This window comes from Bradyrhizobium sp. ORS 278, from assembly GCF_000026145.1.
Taxonomy (GTDB): Bacteria; Pseudomonadota; Alphaproteobacteria; order Rhizobiales; family Xanthobacteraceae; genus Bradyrhizobium.
The window spans coordinates 1,972,775-1,990,505 of sequence record NC_009445.1 but is presented as its reverse complement, the minus strand read 5'-3'; the positions used below and the strand labels follow the sequence as shown (position 1 = coordinate 1,990,505).

The following is a 17,731-nucleotide window of genomic DNA, read 5'->3' as shown; positions in this document are numbered from 1 at the left end:
GAGCCCGCCACACGCCGCGGGCGAATCCGGCCGTGACGGCTCGAGGGCAGCCGCGGCCGGACTCACGGTCCTCGCACGCGAACGGAGATCAGTCCGCGGCGAAGCGTGGGGTGGTGCAGCCGCCACAGACCCAGGGCCAGGACCAGTCGGCGACCTTGCCCTTGTTGGCTTCGACATAGGGGCTCCAGGCTTTCGGCGGCAGCGCCTTGGTCTGGTGCACGATGGTGAACTGGCCGTTGGACTGGATCTCACCGATCATCACCGGCTTCGCCATGTGGTGGTTGCTGCCCATCACCACCTCGAAGCCGGAGGGCGATTTGAACTTCTGGCCGATCATGGCCTGGCGCACCGCGTCGACATCGGCCGTGCCGGCCTGCTGCACCGCCTGCACCCACATGTGGAACAGGATGTAGGCCGATTCCATCGGATCGTTGGTGACGCGCTTGGGGTTCTTGGCGTAGTCGCGCCACTTGGCGATGAAGGCCTTGTTCTCCGGCGTGTTCACCGACTGGAAGTAGCTCCAGGCGGCGAGATGGCCGACCTGCGGCTTGGTGTCGAGGCCGGCGAGCTCCTCCTCTCCCACTGAAAAGGCGATCACCGGAATGTCCTTGGCCTTGACGCCCTGGTTGCCGAGCTCCTTGTAGAACGGCACGTTGGCGTCGCCATTGACGGTGGAGATAACGGCCGTCTTCTTGCCGGACCCGCCGAACTTCTTGATCGCCGCGACCTCCGTCTGCCAGTCGGAGAAGCCGAACGGCGTGTAGTTCTCCATGATGTCGTCGTCGGCTATGCCCTTGGTCTTGAGATAGGCTCGGATGATCTTGTTGCTGGTGCGCGGATAGACGTAGTCGGTGCCCTCGAGCACGAACCGCTTCACCTCGCCGCCGTCCTTGCTCATGAGATAGTCGACGGCCGGCACTGCCTTGTTGTCCGGCACCGAGCTGCCATAGAAGATGTTGTAGGACGCCTCCTCGCCTTCATATTCGAGCGGATAGTACAGCAGCCCGTTGAGCTCCTCGAATACCGGCAGCACGGATTTGCGCGACACCGAGGTCCAGCAGCCGAACACGGCGGCAACCTTGTCCTTCACCAGAAGCTCGCGCGCCTTTTCGGCGAACAGCGGCCAGTTCGAGGCGGGATCGACCACAACCGGCTCGATCTTCTTGCCGAGCAGGCCGCCCCTGGCGTTCTGCTCGGCGACCTGCATCAGCATCAGGTCCTTCAGGATGGTCTCGCTGATCGCCATCGTGCCGGACAGCGAATGCAGGATGCCGATCTTGATCGTATCCTCGGCGTGCGCGCGCGGCGCGAAGGTGAAGGCGGCAAGCAGGGCCGCAGCGGCGGAGAGAAAGCGCCGTCGTGACGTCATTGGTGGGTCTCCTTTGCAATCTCATGAGGTGCGAAAGCCGCGCGATCGGCTTCGCTCTGCACTCATGCAGGTGCCGCTACGCTGTCATGGCGCGTGATCGCCACCGAGCACCGCCGACGGAAAATGCGATGACTCCAATCCGCCTGAGGCTGCGAGGACTCCGCCGCGGCCTGGTGCCCAGCGCGTGGCCGGTTCGCTGCTCCGTGATGCAGGCGCTGCATCGGATCGGGGCAACGGATGCCGCTGGATCAGCCAGATGGGTCCAGTTGGCGTCAAAGCGACGAGACCAGTCCAGATCGGCGAAAAATCGGCTGACAAATGCGCAAAAGGCGCGACAATCGCACAACTGGACTCATCAGTTGATGTTCTCCTTTCACGCAAGGTCCGCCCGACACGCGCCATGCAGCTCTCCGTGCTCCTCGACAGGTCCCGGCCCGAGACGCTGACGGCGCAAATGGTCGATCAGATACGCGATGCGATCCGGTCGGCACGGATCGCACCCGGCGCGCGGCTGCCATCGTCGCGGCTCCTGTCCGATCAACTGAACGTTTCACGCAACACTATCGTCCGCGCCTATGACCTGCTGATCATGGAGGGGCTGGTGGAGTCGCGGCCCGCATCGGGCGTCTATGTGACGGAGCGGCTGCCTCCGGCCGCGCGCGAGCCCGGCAACGTGACCCGGCTTCCCGCCCGCACCCTGATGCCGATGCCGCTGCGTGCTGCACGCGGCCCGGCTTCATCGCACCCGCCGCAGAAGCGTCTGTTGCACGATTTCTGTCCCGGCCGTCCAGCGGCCGAGCTGTTTCCGATCAAGGCCTGGCGGCGGCTGCTCACGCATCATCTCCCGCACGGCGGAAGCGTCGGCCTCACGACCGACGGCGACGTCGCGGGCGTGCCGGCGCTGCGCACAGCGATCGCTCAGCATCTCGCCGCAGCGCGCGGCATAGCCGCCGATCCAAGCCGCATCGTGATCGTCTCCGGCGTCCAGGACGCCGTGACGTTGATGAGCCGCCTGTTCCTCGCGCGCGGCCAGCTCGCGGTGGTCGAGGACCCCGGCGCCGAGGGCCCCGCGCTCTCCTTCGAGGCGGCCGGCGCGGAGCTCGGCTTCGTCGGCGTCGACCAGGACGGGCTCCTGCCCGACGAGCTGCCGCAGCGGCCCGCGTCGCTGCTCTACGCCACCCCCGCACATCAGTTTCCGACCGGCGCGACCTTGTCGGCGCGACGCCGCGCCGAACTGATCGACTGGGCGCGGCGCTTCGGCTGCTATTTGATCGAAGACGATTACGATTGCGATATCCGCTATCACGGCTCGCACCTGCCGCCGCTGGCCGCGCTCGCGCCGGACTGCACCGTTCATGTCGGCAGCTTCACCGCCTCGCTCGGCGCCGGCCTGCGGCTTGGCTACATGGTTGTGCCCGAGCCGATCGCGGCAGCCGTGATCGCCGAGAAGACGCTGCTCACCCATGGCAGCTCATGGCTGGAGCAGGCGACGCTCGCCGACTTCATGCACAGCGGCGCTTACGCCAATCACCTGCTGCGGGTGCGTGCGCATTATCGCGACAGCCGCGACGCGCTGATCGCAGCGCTGCGCGGCCATTTCGGCGACGTCAGCGTGGATGGCGAGGCCGGCGGGCTGCACCTGATCTGGCACCTGCCGCCCGGCATTCCCGATGCCGTCACCGTGGAGGCACTGGCCCGGCGCGCCCGGATCGGCGTCTATTCGCTGGGCTCGGCGCGCGTCCGCTTCCGGCAGCGCGGCGCGCTCACCAGCCGCGCGCTCATGCTCGGCTATGCCGCGCTGTCGCCGCGGCAGATCGAGAAAGGCATCGCGCGGCTGTCCGACGTGATCGATGACGCGATCGACGATCCCGCCACCGACATGAGCGCGCTGTTCGCCGATCAGTTCGCCCCGCCGCGCGTCCCTGCGCCGGAGCCGAAGCTGGCCCCACGACATCGCCAGCAACCGGCTCTACGCCGCCCGAGGGAGCCTCGGGCAATGTCGACGCCGAGTTTCGCCCGCCAAGGTGTTGCGCCCATGCCCGTGCTGACGTCAATCTATCGCTACCCGATCAAGGGGCTCAGCGCCCAGCCGCTGTCCTCCGTCATGCTGGAGGCGAAGAAGCCGTTCCCGCATGACCGCGTATTCGCGCTGGTGCGGCCGGGCGCGCCCTATGACCTCGCGCAGCCGCGCTGGGGCAAGAAGGGCCTGTTCGTCATGCTGATGCTCGAGGAAACGTTGGCGCGGGTACGGACGTCGCTCGACGTGGAGACCTCGCGGCTCGTCGTCACGCAGGACAATCACGCGCTGATCACCGCCGACCTGAACGATGCCGGGGGGCGCTCGGCGCTGGAGCAACTGATCTGGCAGCTGGTGCCGCAGCTGCGCGGGGCGCCGACCCTGGTGCGCACGCGCGACGGCCATTTCATGGACAAGCCGGACAACGTGATCTCGCTGATCAATCTCGCGACGTTACGCAGCCTCGAGAGCCAGTGGGGCATCAGCATCGATCCGCTGCGCTTTCGCGCCAATCTTTATATCGATGGCGCGCGGCCGTGGGAGGAGTTCGACTGGGTCGGCCACGACATCCGAATTGGCGACGCGCTGTTCCGCGTCGATCGCCGCAACGGCCGCTGCGGCGCCACCAATGTCGATCCGCACACCGGCCGGCGCGATCTCGACATTCCCGGGTCCCTGCGCGCGGCGTTCGGCCACAAGGAGCTCGGCGTCTACCTGATCGCGCGCGAGGGCGGCGAGGTCACGGTCGGCCAGCAGGTCACGCCGCCCGCGGTGCCGCAATCGGTCTCGTATCACTCGCGGCTGGTGCCGCCGAGCGGGACGCAGCCGTTCATCTGCCGTGGCTGCTACTACATCTACGATCCGGCCGCAGGCCAGCCCGAGCAGGGCGTGGCGCCGGGCACGGCCTTCGCGGCGATTCCGCTGTCATGGCGCTGTCCGGATTGCGGCACCGACAAGTCGACGTTCCGCCCGCATCTGCCGGGGACGCGCAGCGCTGTGCCGTGACCTGCGCATTTCCGGTCACGGCACCTGCGTCAGGACTGATTGATCCGGATCGACATCACCCGGCCGCCCTTGAGCTCGAACGAGAACGGCTGCGGCGGATAGGTCCAGAGCTCGACACCCTTCAATTCGCTCGGCTCGAAATGGCTGGGCTGGCCGAACACCTTCACGAGATCCTCGGTGGTGGCGCCGAGGCCGACGCTGCTGAGCTCGTAGCCCGGGGCGGTCGTGGTGCCGTCGCCGGTGACCTGCAGGGCGACGATCCTGTCGGCCGCGACGGTCACCACGAAATATGGATAGTGCTCGCGCTCGCCGACGAAATAGATCCAGGCAACCTTGTCCTGCGGCTGCTTCAGCATGCGGTGCGGCTGTCCGAGCGCGGCCGTGGCGGTGGCAGCGGGATCGCCGACGACAAGCGGGCCGAGACGCATGCAGGCGCGCGCCATGACCGCCAGCAGCAACTCCTGTGACAGCTGGCGCGGCGGGGTCACCGTGCAGGCGAAGCCGGCGCCGGCGCGCTTCCATTCGCCGCGCACGTCCTTCAGATCGTCGGGAACCGCCGGCGCCGGCGGAGACGGCGCCGGACGCGCCGCCGGCGGCGCGGTCTTGCGCGGCGCCGATTGCGCGTGCGCCGATGGGGCGAGCGATCCCGCGAGCATCGCCGCGATCATTCCGACAAGCGCCGCTCGATGACGGCCCACGGTCTCCAACATCTCGACGCCTACTTCCCACGCTTGCCCAGACCGCCAAAGGCGTCGGGATCGAACTTCTTCGGATCCACCGGCTCGTAGCGCGACCATTCCATGTCGGCAATCCCGTCATATTGCTTAACCCACGCCGCATCCGCCGTCGTGTTGCCGAGCGCGACCGGGCGCAGCTCGAAATGCACGATCCTGTCCGGTCCGGCTTCCGCGATCTTCTCGCCGCGCTTGAAGCGCGCGCCTACGGCCGGCGGCTGGCCCGTGGCATCGGCGAGACGGCCGAGATGGACATAGCGGGTAAAGAGGACGGCGCCATTGGGATAAGTGTGCTTCAGCACGACGTAGCGGCCGCAGCCGCCGATGACCGGCAGATCGGCGGGGGCCTGATCGGCAGGTTCCAGCTTGACGACCACGCCCTCCTCGATCACCGCGATCGGTGCTCCCTCCTTGCCGGCATCGACGTCGATGCCCGGATGATCGCGCAGCGCCCAGCAGCCGCATGAGGCCATCGCGGTCTCGGACGGCGGTTTGCCGGAGGGCTGCGCGGAAGGCTGCGCCGTCTGGAATTCGTTGACCAGCAGCCCGGGTCCGTCGGCCGAGGTGTAGAGGTGGACGGCATAGAGCGTCAGCTTGCCGCCGACCGGCACCTCGCGCGGCAGGAAGCCATAGACGATGTCCTGGACGAACACCTTGAGCTGCTTCCCCTTGGCCGAGCGCACCGTGATGCAGTTCGAGATGCCGATCGCCCCGGTCGGGTCGAAGCCCGTCATCGTCATGGCTCGCCTCAGGAACCCGGTCGCACAAGGGCCATCCGCATTCACCAGGATGACGTCGAGCTTGAGCGGCGCGCCGGCCTTGATGTCGACACCATTGGCCGGGCGCGGCAGTGCCAGGAGATCGTCGAGACTGGTCTCCTGATAACGCGCGTAGTTGAAGGCGGCTTCGACGCCGTGGCCGGTCAGGATTGCAAATGCGAGCAGGACGAAGGCCGCCCGCCGCGCGAAAAGATGGGCGCTCCCCCTGCCGCTCGTCATTCCCGATTCCCACTCCGATCCATCCCCGTCGGCGAAGCCTACACGACAGCGGCGCAAAATCCACAACCTCTGCGGGACGGTGGAACCGGCCGCTGCAAACCAAAAAAATCAGAGAGACGAACAATCTCCATGTCGGCCCGCCGCGGCGGGCTTCGTCCTCGGATCAGCTGGATCGAGTCGAGCTGGCGTGATGATCTGCAAACAGCCGCCGGTCGCGGATCGACGGCCTTCAGTATGGAAGGAAGCCCTGCCATGGCACAGCACAAGAACACGATCTGCCTGTGGTTCGACAAGGACGCGGAAGCCGCCGCGCGGTTCTATGCCGCGACGTTTCCCGACAGCCAGGTGAGCGCCGTGCACCGCGCGCCCGGGGACTATCCCTCCGGCAAGGCCGGCGACGTGCTGACGGTGCAGTTCACCGTGTGCGGCATTCCCTGCCTCGGCCTCAATGGCGGACCGGCGTTCACGCCCAATGAAGCGTTCTCGTTCCAGATCGCGACCGAAGACCAGGAGGAGACCGACCGCTATTGGAACGCCATCATCGGCCATGGCGGCACGGAGAGTAACTGCGGCTGGTGCAAGGACAAATGGGGCATCTCCTGGCAGATCACCCCGCGCGCGCTCACCGACGCGATGTCCGAAGGCGGCGACGTCGCCAAGCGCGTGTTCGCCGCGATGATGACAATGCACAAGATCGACATCGCCGCGATCGAGGCAGCACGGCGCGGATGAGGCGCGGCGCGGCGGAACGCCGGCCGCTGTCACGCCCGCAGGCAGCGCAGGTGCAGGAACAGCGGCACGCGCAACCAGCGCCGGCTGCTGTCGCGGGTGATCGTCTCCGCGGGGATCGACGGCTCGCAAAGCCGCTCGATCAGGAAGCCGGCCTCCTCCAGTGCCGCGAAATAGCTCTGCAGCGGGCGATGCGCGCTGTGGAAGACGATGCTGAAGCCGTCGCGCTCCATCGGGTCGCTATAGTCGTAGGACTCGAGATAGCTGCCCTGGATGACGAACGGCGCATCCGGCGCCAGGCTCGCGAACTTGCCGGCCGAGTTGAGCGGATGAACGATCGCCACGCAGAAGCGGCCGCCCGGCTTGAGCACCCGCGCCGCCTCGCGCATGGCTGACGGCATCGCATCGACGTCCTGCAGCGACATGAAGGCGATGGCGAGATCGGCACAGCCATCGGCCAGCGGCAGCGAGGCCGCGTCGGCGCGCACGACAGGAATCGCGGCATCGGCAGCGCGCGCGGCCGCAATCAGCGAGGGCGAGGCGTCGATGCCGATCATCCTGTGCCCAGCGGACGCGAGATGCCGCGACAGGCGGCCCTCGCCGCAACCGATGTCGAGCGTCAGCGCACCGGGCGCGGGAAGCAATTCGCAGAACTGCTCGCGATGGTGGCGCCAGAAGCTGTCATGACCCGGCGCCCGCGCCCAGGCGAGCCATTGGGCGGCCTGATCCTCCCACTTCTCGCGAAGATTCATCACGCCGCTCCCTGCCCTGTCGCATGAGGCGCGTGTCTTAGACGGCTTCCGTGCAGGTGTCATCCACCGCGCGAGCTCGGTGGCACGCGACCGGCCATGGGAGCGCAGCTCCGGTCTGCGCGCGGCTCAAGCTCCGAGCAGGCTGTACAGGATGCCGAGCGTGGCGCCGCCGGTCTCGGTGGTGAAGTCGCCGGCGAGCTCGGCGGCGAAGGTGATGGCGGATGTCGTCGCGCCGCCAGCCGCCGCGATGCGCCGCCACGCCGCGTCCTCGGTGCGCGGATCGACACCGCCGCAGGCGTCGACGGCGACGAACACTTCATAGCCCGCCGCGAGCGCATCGAGCGCGGTCCGCTGCACGACGATCTCGCTGGCGACGCCGGCCAGGATCAACGCCTTGCGCCCCGAGGCTTGCAAGGCCGCCACCAGCCCGTGATCGGCGAACGCGCTGGTCTCCGTCCGCATCCGCGGCTCATAGCCCGGCAGCTCCGACGTCACCTCGGCGAGGAACGGCCCGCCGGGCGGCACGGCGGACAGAAAGGCCGGGAGCCGGTGCAAACTCGCGAGCCGGGCCAGCGCGGCGGCGGCGCGCGCGAGCTCAGGAATCCCGCGCGTGCGGCTGTTGGTGACGATCTCCGCCTGCAGATCGAGGAACAGGATGGCGGCGTTGTCCCGGGTCGGAATGATCATGCGAGAATCCCTCGTCAGGTGGCGCCGCTGGCCGCGAGATTGTCGAGCGGCACGGCGCTGATCGATGCCGCAGGATGCGTTGCGGGGCTGTCGCGGCCTTGCCGCCCCTGACGCTGATTGCTGGCGATCGCAATGTCCATTGATTAGAATGATTTGGCTCGTTCATCAAATCGACCATATCGATGGCCAATATCGACAGAGCCGATCTTCGCGACGTGGATCTCAATCTGCTGGTCGCCTTCGAGGCGCTGATGCAGACGCGCTCGGTGTCGCGCATGGCGCAGCGGCTGCGAATCGGACAGCCCTCGGCGAGCCACGCCCTCAAGCGGCTGCGCGCGCTGCTTGGTGATCCGCTGTTCGTCCGCACGCCGGCCGGCATGATCCCGACGCCGCACGCGCTGGCGCTCGCCGAGCCGATCCGGGCGATCCTGACCAGCATCGAAAGGACGCTGTTCGCCCGCGCCTCATTCGATCCGCGGGCGGAGCGCCGCGTCTTCCGGATTGGCGCGATGGACTATGTGCAGGCGGTGATCGCCGATCCGCTGCTCGCGGTGCTCCAGGCGCAGGCCCCCGGCTGCAAGCTGATCCTGACCACGACCGATTGCGACACCGCGGGGCGGAGCCTCGCGCGCGGCGAGATCGATCTCGCGATCGGCGCGTTCCCGCAGATCAAGGCCGGATCCCACCAGGAGCTGCTGTATCGGGAGCGCTACGAATGCGTGTTCGACGCCAAGGCCTGCCGGCTCGGCAAGCGCGTCACCCGCGCGCAATGGCTGGCGCTGCCGCATGTCATCATGTCGGTGCATGGCGATTACTCCGGCCCGCTCGATGACGTCCTGAAGTCCAGCGGCGAGCAGCGCGAGGTCGCCGTTTCGACGCCGAATTTCCTCGCGATCCCCTTCCTGCTCCGCAACAAGCGCCTGATCGCGGCGCTGCCATCGCGGATGGCGCGGGCGTTCTGCGGCAGGCTCGGATTGTCGACCTGTCCGCTGCCGTTCACCGCGCCGACCTTCGACGTCACGATGATCTGGCATGCGCGGACGGGTGATGAGCCCGGCGCCGCGTGGCTGCGCGATCAGATCACGGCGATCTGCCGGCGCATCGACGCCGCCTGAGGAGGAGACCAAGCCATGAAGATCCTCTGCATCGTCACGCTCTCACCGACGGCCGACCGCAACGAGGTCGCCCGCCGATTGAGCGAGGAATTGCGCGAGTCATGGACGCTCTATGCCGGCGGCGTCATTCGCGAGGCTTATGCGACCGATGATCCAACGCAGGTCGTGTTCGTCCTCGAAGCCGCCGATATCGCCACAGCCGAGGCGGCGCTCGGCCGCCTGCCTCTGATTCACGAAGGATCCTTCACGCTCCAGCTGATTGCGCTGCGTCCGTTCAGCAATTGGGCCCGGCTGTTCGCCACGCCCTGAGCTCCGTGATCGGCCGCCTCAGCCGCGGGCAGGCGCAGCGCAGATCTCCTCGAGAAAATCCAGGAAAGCGCGGGCGCGCGAGGAGATCAGCTTGCGGCTCGGGAAGATCGCGGTGAGCTGCGCGGCGCGGGTGTCGAACACGACGTCCTTGCCGATCTCGACCAGACGCCCCTCGCTGAGCAACTCCACGCAATAATGCTCCGGCAGGAACGACAGGCCCGCGCCATGGGCGACCGCGCGCCGCACCGCCACCGGATTGTTGATGCGCGTGACCTGAGGGCCGACGTCGAAGCGCACGAGGTGGCCGTGCTGCTTGACCGTCAAGGTGCGATCGCCGTAGCGGCGCTCGCAGATCAGGAGATGATGTTCCAGCGCGCGCAGGTCGTCGCCGATGTCGTGCGCGGCAAGATAGGCCGGGCTGGTCACCCAGATCAGCCGGCCGCCGATCAGGACCTTCTGCGCCAGCTCGGAATCCTCCTGCACGCCGACGACGACCGCAATGTCGAAGCGGTCGGCCAGCATGTCGACCGACCGCGTGAGCGCCTCGATGTCGAGCTCGATGCGCGGATAGCGGCGATGGAATTCGGCGAGGTTCGGCGCCAAAATCTCCTCGCAAAAGGCCGGCGGCAGCGCTACCGACAGCCGGCCGCTGGGCACGCCGACCAGCCCGGTCATGACCGCATCGGCCTCCGACACCTGGTCAAGGATCTTCTGGCACTGCTGGAAGAACAGCTCGCCCTCACGGGTCACACGGACGCGGCGCGAGTTGCGGTCGAACAGGCGGATGCCGAGGTCCTGCTCCAGCCGGGCGACCGACTTGCTGACCGAGGATTTCGGCATGCCGAGGGTGCGCGCGGCGCCGGTCATGCCGCCGTCCGCCACGACGGCATGAAAAACCGGAATATCTTCAATCCGCCACTTCATCGCGCGCGTAACTCGTCCATAGGTAGAAACGATCCGTACACGCTAGCATTATTGTCTCGCCAGCGGAACTTCGTAATAGTCCGGCCCCGTGCGGCTGCGCGTCTCGGTCGGAAGCCGCGGAGTTCGCGGAGGACACATGGCCCGGATCATTGGCGGTATCGGCGCGTCGCACTCGCCTACCATCGGCTTCGCGCTGGACATGAAGAAGCAGAACGATCCGGCCTGGAAGCCGATCTTCGACGGCTTTGCCGCCGTGCGCGACTGGGTGAGACGCAAGGACATTGACGTCCTGTTCATGATCTACAACGATCACATCACCTCGTTCTTCTTCGACCACTATTCCGCCTTCGCGCTCGGCATCGACGACCACTATGTCGCGGCCGACGAAGGCGGCGGACCGCGCGACGTGCCGCCGGCCAGGGGCCATCTCGGCCTGTCGCAGCACATCGCGATGGCCATGGTGGCCGACGAGTTCGACATGTCCTTCTTCCAGGGCAAGCCGGTCGATCACGGCCTGTTGTCGCCGCTGTCGATGATGGGCGATGCGGACGGACCGTGGCCTGGTACCGTCGTCCCGCTGCAGGTCGGCGTGCTGCAACTGCCGATCCCGAATGCCAAGCGGATGTGGAAGCTCGGCAAGACCTTGCGCAAGGCGATCGAGAGCTATCCGGAGGATCTGAAGGTTGCGATCTTCGCCACCGGCGGACTGTCGCACCAGGTTCATGGCGAGCGCGCCGGCTTCCTGAACGAGGATTGGGACAACGAGTTTCTCGACCTCTTGGAGAAGAATCCGGAGCAGCTGACCGCGATGCGAATCGCCGACTACGCGCGCAAGGGCGGCATGGAAGGCGCCGAGGTGATCATGTGGCTGATCATGCGCGGGGCCCTATCGGATGAGGTGAGCCTGGTGCACCGGCAGACCTATGCGCCGTCGGTGACCAACATCGCGACGCTGGTGTTCGAGGATCTGGGCGCGGCGCCGGACGCGCAGGACGTCGCAGCCTACCGCGCCCATATCGGTCACGAACTCGTGGGCGCCGAGACGCTGGCCGGCACTTACCCGTTCACCCAGGACCGCAGCCAGGCGAATTTCCGCATCAACGACTTCCTGCACCAGCTCGTCGTCCCGGCGCATCGCAGGCAATTCCTTGAGGATTTCGACGCGCTGGCGGATGCCTACAAGCTCACCGACGAGGAGTGTGACCTGATCAAGAACCGGCGCTGGATCGAGATGATCCGGCGCGGCGTCAGCTTCTTCGTGCTGGAGAAGATGGCCGCCGTGATCGGCGTCTCCAACCCGGAGGTCTATGCCGCCTTCCGCGGCGAGACGCTGGAAGCCTTCCTGAAGACCCGCAAGGTGCCGATGCGCTACTCCGTCGCGGGCGGCGCCAAGGCGGAGACGATCGACGCGCATTGACCGCCGCACGCGCAAGACCTTCACGCGCATGACCCGCGCCGCCGGCGGCGACGCGGGTCATGTCTCCGGCAAGTTGATCCCGCGCGCCGTCGCCCAGCGCTCCAGGACCCTGCGCTCATCTTTGTGAGCGGCCCGGTTGGCGAAGCCGCGCACCTGCACCGCGCGATGCTGCCGATCGAGCTCGATCGTCAGCAACCGCTGCGTGGCGCCGCCGTGGCGATGCCGCAGCGACCAGATCGAGGCATGGCCGGCGATGCACCGCGTCGCATAGCTCGACACGCAGTGGCGCATCGCCCTGGACTCCGCGACGAGATCCTCGGCGGTCCGCAGCTGCGTGACCAGATATTCGTCACGCTTGGCGAACGGCTTCGCCGACGGGCTCCACGACCAGTCCGTGAGCTGCGCGCCTGGCCAATGCGCCGCGAGCTCCACCTCCCGTGTCGCCACCCGCTGACGCGCCATGTCGGCACGACGACGCGCCGCCTCGATGCGGGCGATCACCGCGAGATCGCGGTGCCATTCGGCCATCAGGCGGCGCAGCGCCGCGAGCGTGCGGCCCTTCAGGCTGAACGTCCGCTCGCGCCGGCGGCGGTGGGCGATGTAGTCGCAGAGATCGTCGATCTCCTCGGCCGTGGTCGGCTGCGCGCAGAAGAACTGCGCCGCCTCGCGCCAGAACGCGTGCTCGCCGCGGGGCGCGCGCGCAATCCTGGACCGTGCGATCCGCGACATCAGGGCGTGATCGTCGGTGTAGGAGCGCGCGATCGCCTGCCAGATCGCCTCGTCGAAGCCGACCTGCCCCAGCGGATTGAGGAAGGCGTGGACCTCCCTGCGCGACAACAATGCCGACGCGCCCGCCTTGTACAGCGAGCCACCGCCGGCGGCCGCGATGTACCAGGCCTTGCGCCGGACGATCTCGTCGTGGCCGAGCCCCGATGCATCGATCCAGACCTGCTCGAGATGCGAGGGCACCGGATAGCGCCCGAACAGATGCCGCGCAGCCGCCAGACGCAGGCGTGCGGCGTCGCGCGTCTTCAACTGCGGCTTCCAGCTCTCCGGCTCGCGGATGATGTCGGCTTCAAAGCCGCAACGCGCTTCGCCGATCGCATTGTGCAGATCCGGCGGCGGCCGCGTCGGCCTGGCCGCGCACCGCAGCGTCAGCTTATAAGCTTCAACCCGCGCACGCTCGGCCTCCTGCCGGCGCGCAATCGATGACTTCGCCATTGTCGTTCAACATGATGGAGGGACAATCAGCCGGACGCACTGCGAGCGCCGGCACGGATCGTGTCGCGCACAGTGGATTACACATGGCTGATGGCCTTTCGCGTTGAACGCATCTGGAATTAAAACGGGCGAGGCTCATACATCTGATCAGCAGCGCACACAAGGGGAAAAACATTGCGGTGCGCGTGCTTCACCGTTTGGCCTCTCCCTTGCATCGTACCTTCGTCAGCCGGTTCGCAAGATGGAGTTGTCAGATGTCCGACAGTCTGCACACCGTTGTCGTGGCCAGGAAGGCCATCGAGGCGCACAACATGGCCTCGTTCGAGCTGGTCCCGGCGGATGACCAGCCGCTGCCGGGGTTCACGCCTGGCAGCCATATCGACGTCACCCTCCCAAACGGGCTGACGCGGCAATATTCGCTTTTGAACAGCGCCACCGAGCGCGACCGCTACTGCATCGGCGTTTGGAAGGATGCCAACAGCCGCGGCGGCTCCAAGGCCTTGCATCTCGACGTCAACGAAGGCGACCGGCTGCAGGTCAGCCGCCCCCGCAACCGCTTCAAGATCCCGAAAGACATCAAGCGGGCGCTGCTGGTCGCGCGCGGCATCGGCGTGACGCCAATTCTCTCGATCGCCGACACGCTGAAGGCGAAGAAGATCCCGTTCGAGCTGCACTACGTGTTCGCGCTGATGTCGCCGGATTCGTTCCGCGGCACGATCGAGGCGTCGTCTTTCGCCGACAACACGACCTACTACAAGGAAGCCACCGAGGACAATCAGCTGTTGAAGGCGGCCGATCTGCTGGCGGACCGTCCTGACGACACCGAGCTGTTCATCTGCGGCGTCGATTGGTGGATGGATCCGATCATTGCGCTCGCCAAGCAGAAGGGATTCGCCGAGGAGCGCATCCATGTCGAACGTTTCACCGCGAAGGCCGCCGCCGCGCTGCTCGACAAGGTGTTCGACGTCACCATTAAGAGCACCGGCGCGACCTTCAAGATCCCGGGCGACAAGACCGTCACGGCGTTCCTCGAGGAGAACGGCGTCAAGATCGCGACCTCCTGCGAGCAGGGAATGTGCGGCACCTGCAAGACGAAAGTCGTCGACGGCGACATCGATCACCGCGACAAACGGCTCTCCGCCGCGCAGCGCGCCGAGGGCTATTTCCTGCCCTGCGTCTCGCGCGCCAAGGGCGACCGGCTGGTGCTGGATCTCTAGTACCGTGACCACCGAGATCAATCTGTGGCAGACGGCCTGGATCATCGCCGAGCAGCATGGCCGCGACGGGCCGGCCTTTGCGGACCGCATGGCTGACAGCTTCAAGCTCGGCCACAGGATGGACGCTCATCAGGCGTGGCGTTCGATCGCGGTGAAGGTCGCGCTGCTGCTCGAGGCCGGGGCGTCGCGCCACGCCCAGCTGCACTGATGTCGAGAAGCGGACAGCGCCGGCCGCGCTGTTTAGAATCGGACAAGCGCGTTTCGCAGGTCAGTCCCGGGCGCCGCGCCAGGGCCGAGGCCGGACACCGCATCACCGGCCGTGACCATGAATTCCGTCCCGCGCCTAAAGCGGCGCATCTCGGATTGACGGAGAGATCGCGCCGCACACCCGGAACGGAATTTGCTCGGCATGACCCGGTCGTTGATTGACCAGCCAACATGCGCGAACGCAGTCCGCGCCTTGTGAGGAAGCATGTCCGTGTCATCGTCCCGCGCGGCCGCGGCGCCGGCCCCCACCGACATCGCGCTCGCTTATCACGCCCGCACCAAGCACAGCCTGAAGCGCTATGCAGCCGGTCCGGAAACGCTCGACTGGGACGCCCAGCCCAATCCGTTCCGCGAGTTCGCAGGCTGCGCGCGCACCGACCTGCCGCTGACCTCTGATGATCTGATGGCGAGCTTTGCCGAGGTCTGCCAAGACACGGCCCCGGCCCGACCGCTCACCGTCGACGGCGTCGCGCTGCTGCTCGAACTGTCGTTCGGGCTGGCGGCGTGGAAGGAGTACGGCCCCGATCGCTGGGCGCTGCGCTGCAATCCTTCGAGCGGCAATCTGCATCCGACCGAGGCCTATGTGATCGCCGAGAACGTCCCCGGCCTCGGCGACGGATTGCATCATTACGTCAGCCGCGACCACGTGCTGGAGCAGCGCTGCCGGCGCGGCATGAGGTCAGCTGGCGAGCCGCGGCTGTGGCTCGGCCTGTCCTCGATCCATTGGCGTGAGGCGTGGAAATATGGCGAGCGCGCGTTCCGCTACTGTCAGCTCGATCTCGGCCATGCGCTCGGCGCCATCAGCTACGCGGCAGCCGCACTCGGCTGGACGACGCATGTGATCGACGGTGTCGATCCGACGCGGCTCGCGGACATGCTGGGCCTCGATCGCGCCAGCGATTTCGAAGGCGTCGAGGCCGAGGATCCCGACGTTCTGGTCGCCATCACGCCGCGTCGTCCTCATCAGCCGGTACATTCCGATCGGCCGCCGCTTTGGACGATTGGGGACATCTGGACGGGCGTTGCGAACCGGCTCGACCGGCATCCGCTGTATCGCTGGCCAGTCATTCCCGAGGTCAGCGCAGCCACGACCGGGACAGCGCTGCACGAACTGACGACTGCCCTGCTCCTTCCCCGGCGCGCATCGGGATCAACGGCGCGCGCGGCTGAGCTCATTCTGGGCCGTCGGAGCGCGCAGCGGTTCGACACGAAGTTCACCATGACGGCCGACGTTTTGCTCCAGTTGCTCGATGCGCTGCTGCCGCGAGCCACGCCGCCCTGGAATGGCTGGCCTTTCGCGGCGCGGGTGCATCCGCTGCTGTTCGTTCATCGCGTCGACGGGCTCACGCCCGGGCTTTACGCGCTGCCCCGCAGCCCAGACGCGGAGACCGGCCTGCGGCGCGCGTTGCGCTCCGATTTCGATTGGCAACGCGTCGCGCGCGCACCGGATCATCTGCCGCTGTTTCATCTCTTGCCCACAGACAGCCGCGGCGTCATCCGCACCGCGAGCTGTCACCAGGCGATCGCCGGCGACAGCTGCTTCGCCGTGGCGATGCTCGCCGAATTCCAGGCGCTCGTCGGCGACAATTCCTGGCGCTATCGCCAGCTGCATTGGGAGGCAGGCCTGATCGGTCACGCTCTGTATCTGGAGGCCGAAGCGGCGGGCCTGCGCGGCACCGGCATCGGCTGCTATTTCGACGACTCCGTGCACGAGATGCTTGGCGTCGCCGGAGATCAGTTTCAGTCACTCTATCACTTCACGGTCGGCCGTCCCCTCACCGACAATCGGATCACGACGCTGCAAGCCTATCCCGGGCGCACACGCAACGAAGCAGGAGTCTCGCCATGAGACGGCGTATTCCATTCCAGCGCATCGATGTCGGGCACGCGGCGGAGCTCTTGCAGCGCGACGATGTGCTGCGCTTCGATGTCCGCGACCAGGCCTCGTTCAACGCGGCTCGCATGGCCGGCGCGCAACATCTCACCCAGCGCAACCTCTCCGAATTGATCGCCGGCACGAACAGGCGGACGGCGATCCTGATCTATTGCTATCACGGCCATGCAAGCCAGGAATATGCGCAGACGTTCTCTGATTTCGGCTTCACGGAGGTCTACAGTCTCGACGGCGGCTATGAGGCGTGGCGGCTGCGCTTTCCGGCACGCAACGGCGCGGCGGAGATCGGCCCGACTCTGGCGGCGTGGCTCACTGCCCAGGGTTTTCCGGCCGACGACGTCGATGCCATCATCGACAACCGGACGACACCGCTGATGAAGGCGGCGCATCTCGGCAATATCACCGTGATCCGCGAGCTGCTCGCCGCCGGCGCGGCCATCGCCGCGCGGAACGCCGACGGCAACAACGCGCTGTGGCTCGCCTGCGTCGGCCGGCATCTCGAGGCCATTGATGCCTTGGTGGAGGCCGGCATCGACGTCGACAATTGCAACGACAATGGCGCGACGGCACTGATGTACGCGTCGTCCTCAGGCAAGGACGATGTTGTCGCGCATCTGCTGGCCAAGGGCGCCGATATCACCACCGAGACGCTGGACGGCTTCTCCGCGCTCGACATGGCTGCATCGCTCGAATGCCTGACGCTGCTGCGTCAGGCCGCTAAGGCGGCAGCGCGATCTGCCCCCGAGATCCGGCCATGACAGTGATCGAGCACGATTTCGGCAGGCAGCAGCGGCAGGTCGAGCGAAAGTTTCGTACCCTGCTCAGCCTCGATGCATTGCACGAGGCCAATGTCCGCGCCAATCCGGTTCCTTATCTGGAGCGCGCCAGCGAGCGCATCTATCAGCTCGAGAAGGCGCTGTTCGAGGCACTGCAGGCGGCAACCGCCGCCGCCGGCGACAGCAGCGAGACCGTCAGCATCGGCAAGACCGAGCTCGCGCGCCTGCTGCAATGCCGGGAGATCGTCGCGAGAGCCTACGCGCAGCTCGTCACCGACCAACCCGTTTCTGAATGATCTC

General features: G+C 66.9%; 18 protein-coding genes. 10 read left to right on the top strand and 8 right to left on the bottom strand.

The annotated features are described in order from the left end of the window. Nucleotides 1–88: 88 nt before the first annotated feature. Nucleotides 89–1,369, bottom strand: a complete 1,281-nt coding sequence (gene urtA / locus BRADO_RS08775) for an urea ABC transporter substrate-binding protein (RefSeq protein ID WP_011924962.1) — start codon at nt 1,367–1,369, stop codon at nt 89–91. A gap of 454 nt (nt 1,370–1,823) precedes the next feature. Here urtA and BRADO_RS33265 point away from each other — a divergent pair, with 454 nt between their 5' ends. Continuing rightward, entirely contained in the window at nt 1,824–4,391 is a 2,568-nt protein-coding gene (locus BRADO_RS33265; protein WP_162093052.1) for an aminotransferase class I/II-fold pyridoxal phosphate-dependent enzyme, read from the top strand. 29 nt (nt 4,392–4,420) lie between these two features. Here BRADO_RS33265 and BRADO_RS08765 read toward each other — a convergent pair whose 3' ends face one another. Both BRADO_RS08765 and BRADO_RS08760 read right to left on the bottom strand, forming a co-directional pair. Continuing rightward, nucleotides 4,421–5,089, bottom strand: a complete 669-nt coding sequence (locus BRADO_RS08765; protein ID WP_244422993.1) for a hypothetical protein — start codon at nt 5,087–5,089, stop codon at nt 4,421–4,423. Between the two features lie 20 nt (nt 5,090–5,109). Next, entirely contained in the window at nt 5,110–6,123 is a 1,014-nt protein-coding gene (locus tag BRADO_RS08760; RefSeq protein WP_011924959.1) for a M23 family metallopeptidase, read from the bottom strand. Between the two features lie 252 nt (nt 6,124–6,375). On the opposite strand from BRADO_RS08760, the gene BRADO_RS08755 reads away from it, so the two are divergent. After that, nucleotides 6,376–6,855, top strand: coding sequence for a VOC family protein (locus BRADO_RS08755; protein WP_011924958.1), 480 nt, complete (start codon nt 6,376–6,378; stop codon nt 6,853–6,855). 29 nt (nt 6,856–6,884) lie between these two features. Here the strand turns inward: BRADO_RS08755 and BRADO_RS08750 are convergent, their stop codons facing one another. From BRADO_RS08750 to BRADO_RS35860, 3 genes are all read right to left on the bottom strand, one after another. Continuing rightward, nucleotides 6,885–7,604 (bottom strand): class I SAM-dependent methyltransferase, encoded by a 720-nt coding sequence (locus BRADO_RS08750; protein WP_011924957.1) that lies wholly within the window; start codon nt 7,602–7,604, stop codon nt 6,885–6,887. A gap of 126 nt (nt 7,605–7,730) precedes the next feature. Beyond that, entirely contained in the window at nt 7,731–8,291 is a 561-nt protein-coding gene (locus BRADO_RS08745; protein ID WP_011924956.1) for a cysteine hydrolase, read from the bottom strand. Nucleotides 8,292–8,305: 14 nt separating this feature from the next. Beyond that, nucleotides 8,306–8,431 (bottom strand): hypothetical protein, encoded by a 126-nt coding sequence (locus BRADO_RS35860; RefSeq protein ID WP_256374604.1) that lies wholly within the window; start codon nt 8,429–8,431, stop codon nt 8,306–8,308. 42 nt (nt 8,432–8,473) lie between these two features. Here BRADO_RS35860 and BRADO_RS08740 point away from each other — a divergent pair, with 42 nt between their 5' ends. Next, nucleotides 8,474–9,406: a LysR family transcriptional regulator gene (locus BRADO_RS08740; RefSeq protein WP_011924955.1), complete on the top strand. Its 933-nt coding sequence runs from the start codon at nt 8,474–8,476 to the stop codon at nt 9,404–9,406. Between the two features lie 15 nt (nt 9,407–9,421). Then, the gene (locus BRADO_RS08735; RefSeq protein ID WP_011924954.1) at nt 9,422–9,715 is read left to right on the top strand and encodes a hypothetical protein; all 294 of its coding nucleotides are present in this window, start codon (nt 9,422–9,424) and stop codon (nt 9,713–9,715) included. 18 nt (nt 9,716–9,733) lie between these two features. Here the strand turns inward: BRADO_RS08735 and BRADO_RS08730 are convergent, their stop codons facing one another. Then, nucleotides 9,734–10,639, bottom strand: a complete 906-nt coding sequence (locus BRADO_RS08730) for a LysR family transcriptional regulator (protein ID WP_011924953.1) — start codon at nt 10,637–10,639, stop codon at nt 9,734–9,736. Between the two features lie 136 nt (nt 10,640–10,775). On the opposite strand from BRADO_RS08730, the gene BRADO_RS08725 reads away from it, so the two are divergent. Then, on the top strand, nt 10,776–12,056 hold the full coding sequence (locus BRADO_RS08725; protein ID WP_011924952.1) for a gallate dioxygenase: 1,281 nt from the start codon (nt 10,776–10,778) through the stop codon (nt 12,054–12,056). Between the two features lie 57 nt (nt 12,057–12,113). Here the strand turns inward: BRADO_RS08725 and BRADO_RS08720 are convergent, their stop codons facing one another. Beyond that, nucleotides 12,114–13,277: a PcfJ domain-containing protein gene (locus BRADO_RS08720; protein ID WP_011924951.1), complete on the bottom strand. Its 1,164-nt coding sequence runs from the start codon at nt 13,275–13,277 to the stop codon at nt 12,114–12,116. Nucleotides 13,278–13,531: 254 nt separating this feature from the next. Here BRADO_RS08720 and BRADO_RS08715 point away from each other — a divergent pair, with 254 nt between their 5' ends. From BRADO_RS08715 to BRADO_RS08695, 5 genes are all read left to right on the top strand, one after another. Further along, on the top strand, nt 13,532–14,494 hold the full coding sequence (locus BRADO_RS08715; RefSeq protein ID WP_011924950.1) for a PDR/VanB family oxidoreductase: 963 nt from the start codon (nt 13,532–13,534) through the stop codon (nt 14,492–14,494). Between the two features lie 4 nt (nt 14,495–14,498). Continuing rightward, nucleotides 14,499–14,702: a hypothetical protein gene (locus tag BRADO_RS08710; RefSeq protein ID WP_011924949.1), complete on the top strand. Its 204-nt coding sequence runs from the start codon at nt 14,499–14,501 to the stop codon at nt 14,700–14,702. Between the two features lie 264 nt (nt 14,703–14,966). Beyond that, on the top strand, nt 14,967–16,610 hold the full coding sequence (locus BRADO_RS08705; protein WP_011924948.1) for a nitroreductase family protein: 1,644 nt from the start codon (nt 14,967–14,969) through the stop codon (nt 16,608–16,610). Between the two features lie 65 nt (nt 16,611–16,675). Beyond that, entirely contained in the window at nt 16,676–17,413 is a 738-nt protein-coding gene (locus tag BRADO_RS08700) for an ankyrin repeat domain-containing protein (protein WP_011924947.1), read from the top strand. Next, on the top strand, nt 17,410–17,727 hold the full coding sequence (locus BRADO_RS08695) for a hypothetical protein (protein WP_011924946.1): 318 nt from the start codon (nt 17,410–17,412) through the stop codon (nt 17,725–17,727). The genes BRADO_RS08700 and BRADO_RS08695 overlap by 4 nt, the downstream gene beginning before the upstream one ends. The last annotated feature ends 4 nt before the right edge of the window (nt 17,728–17,731 follow it).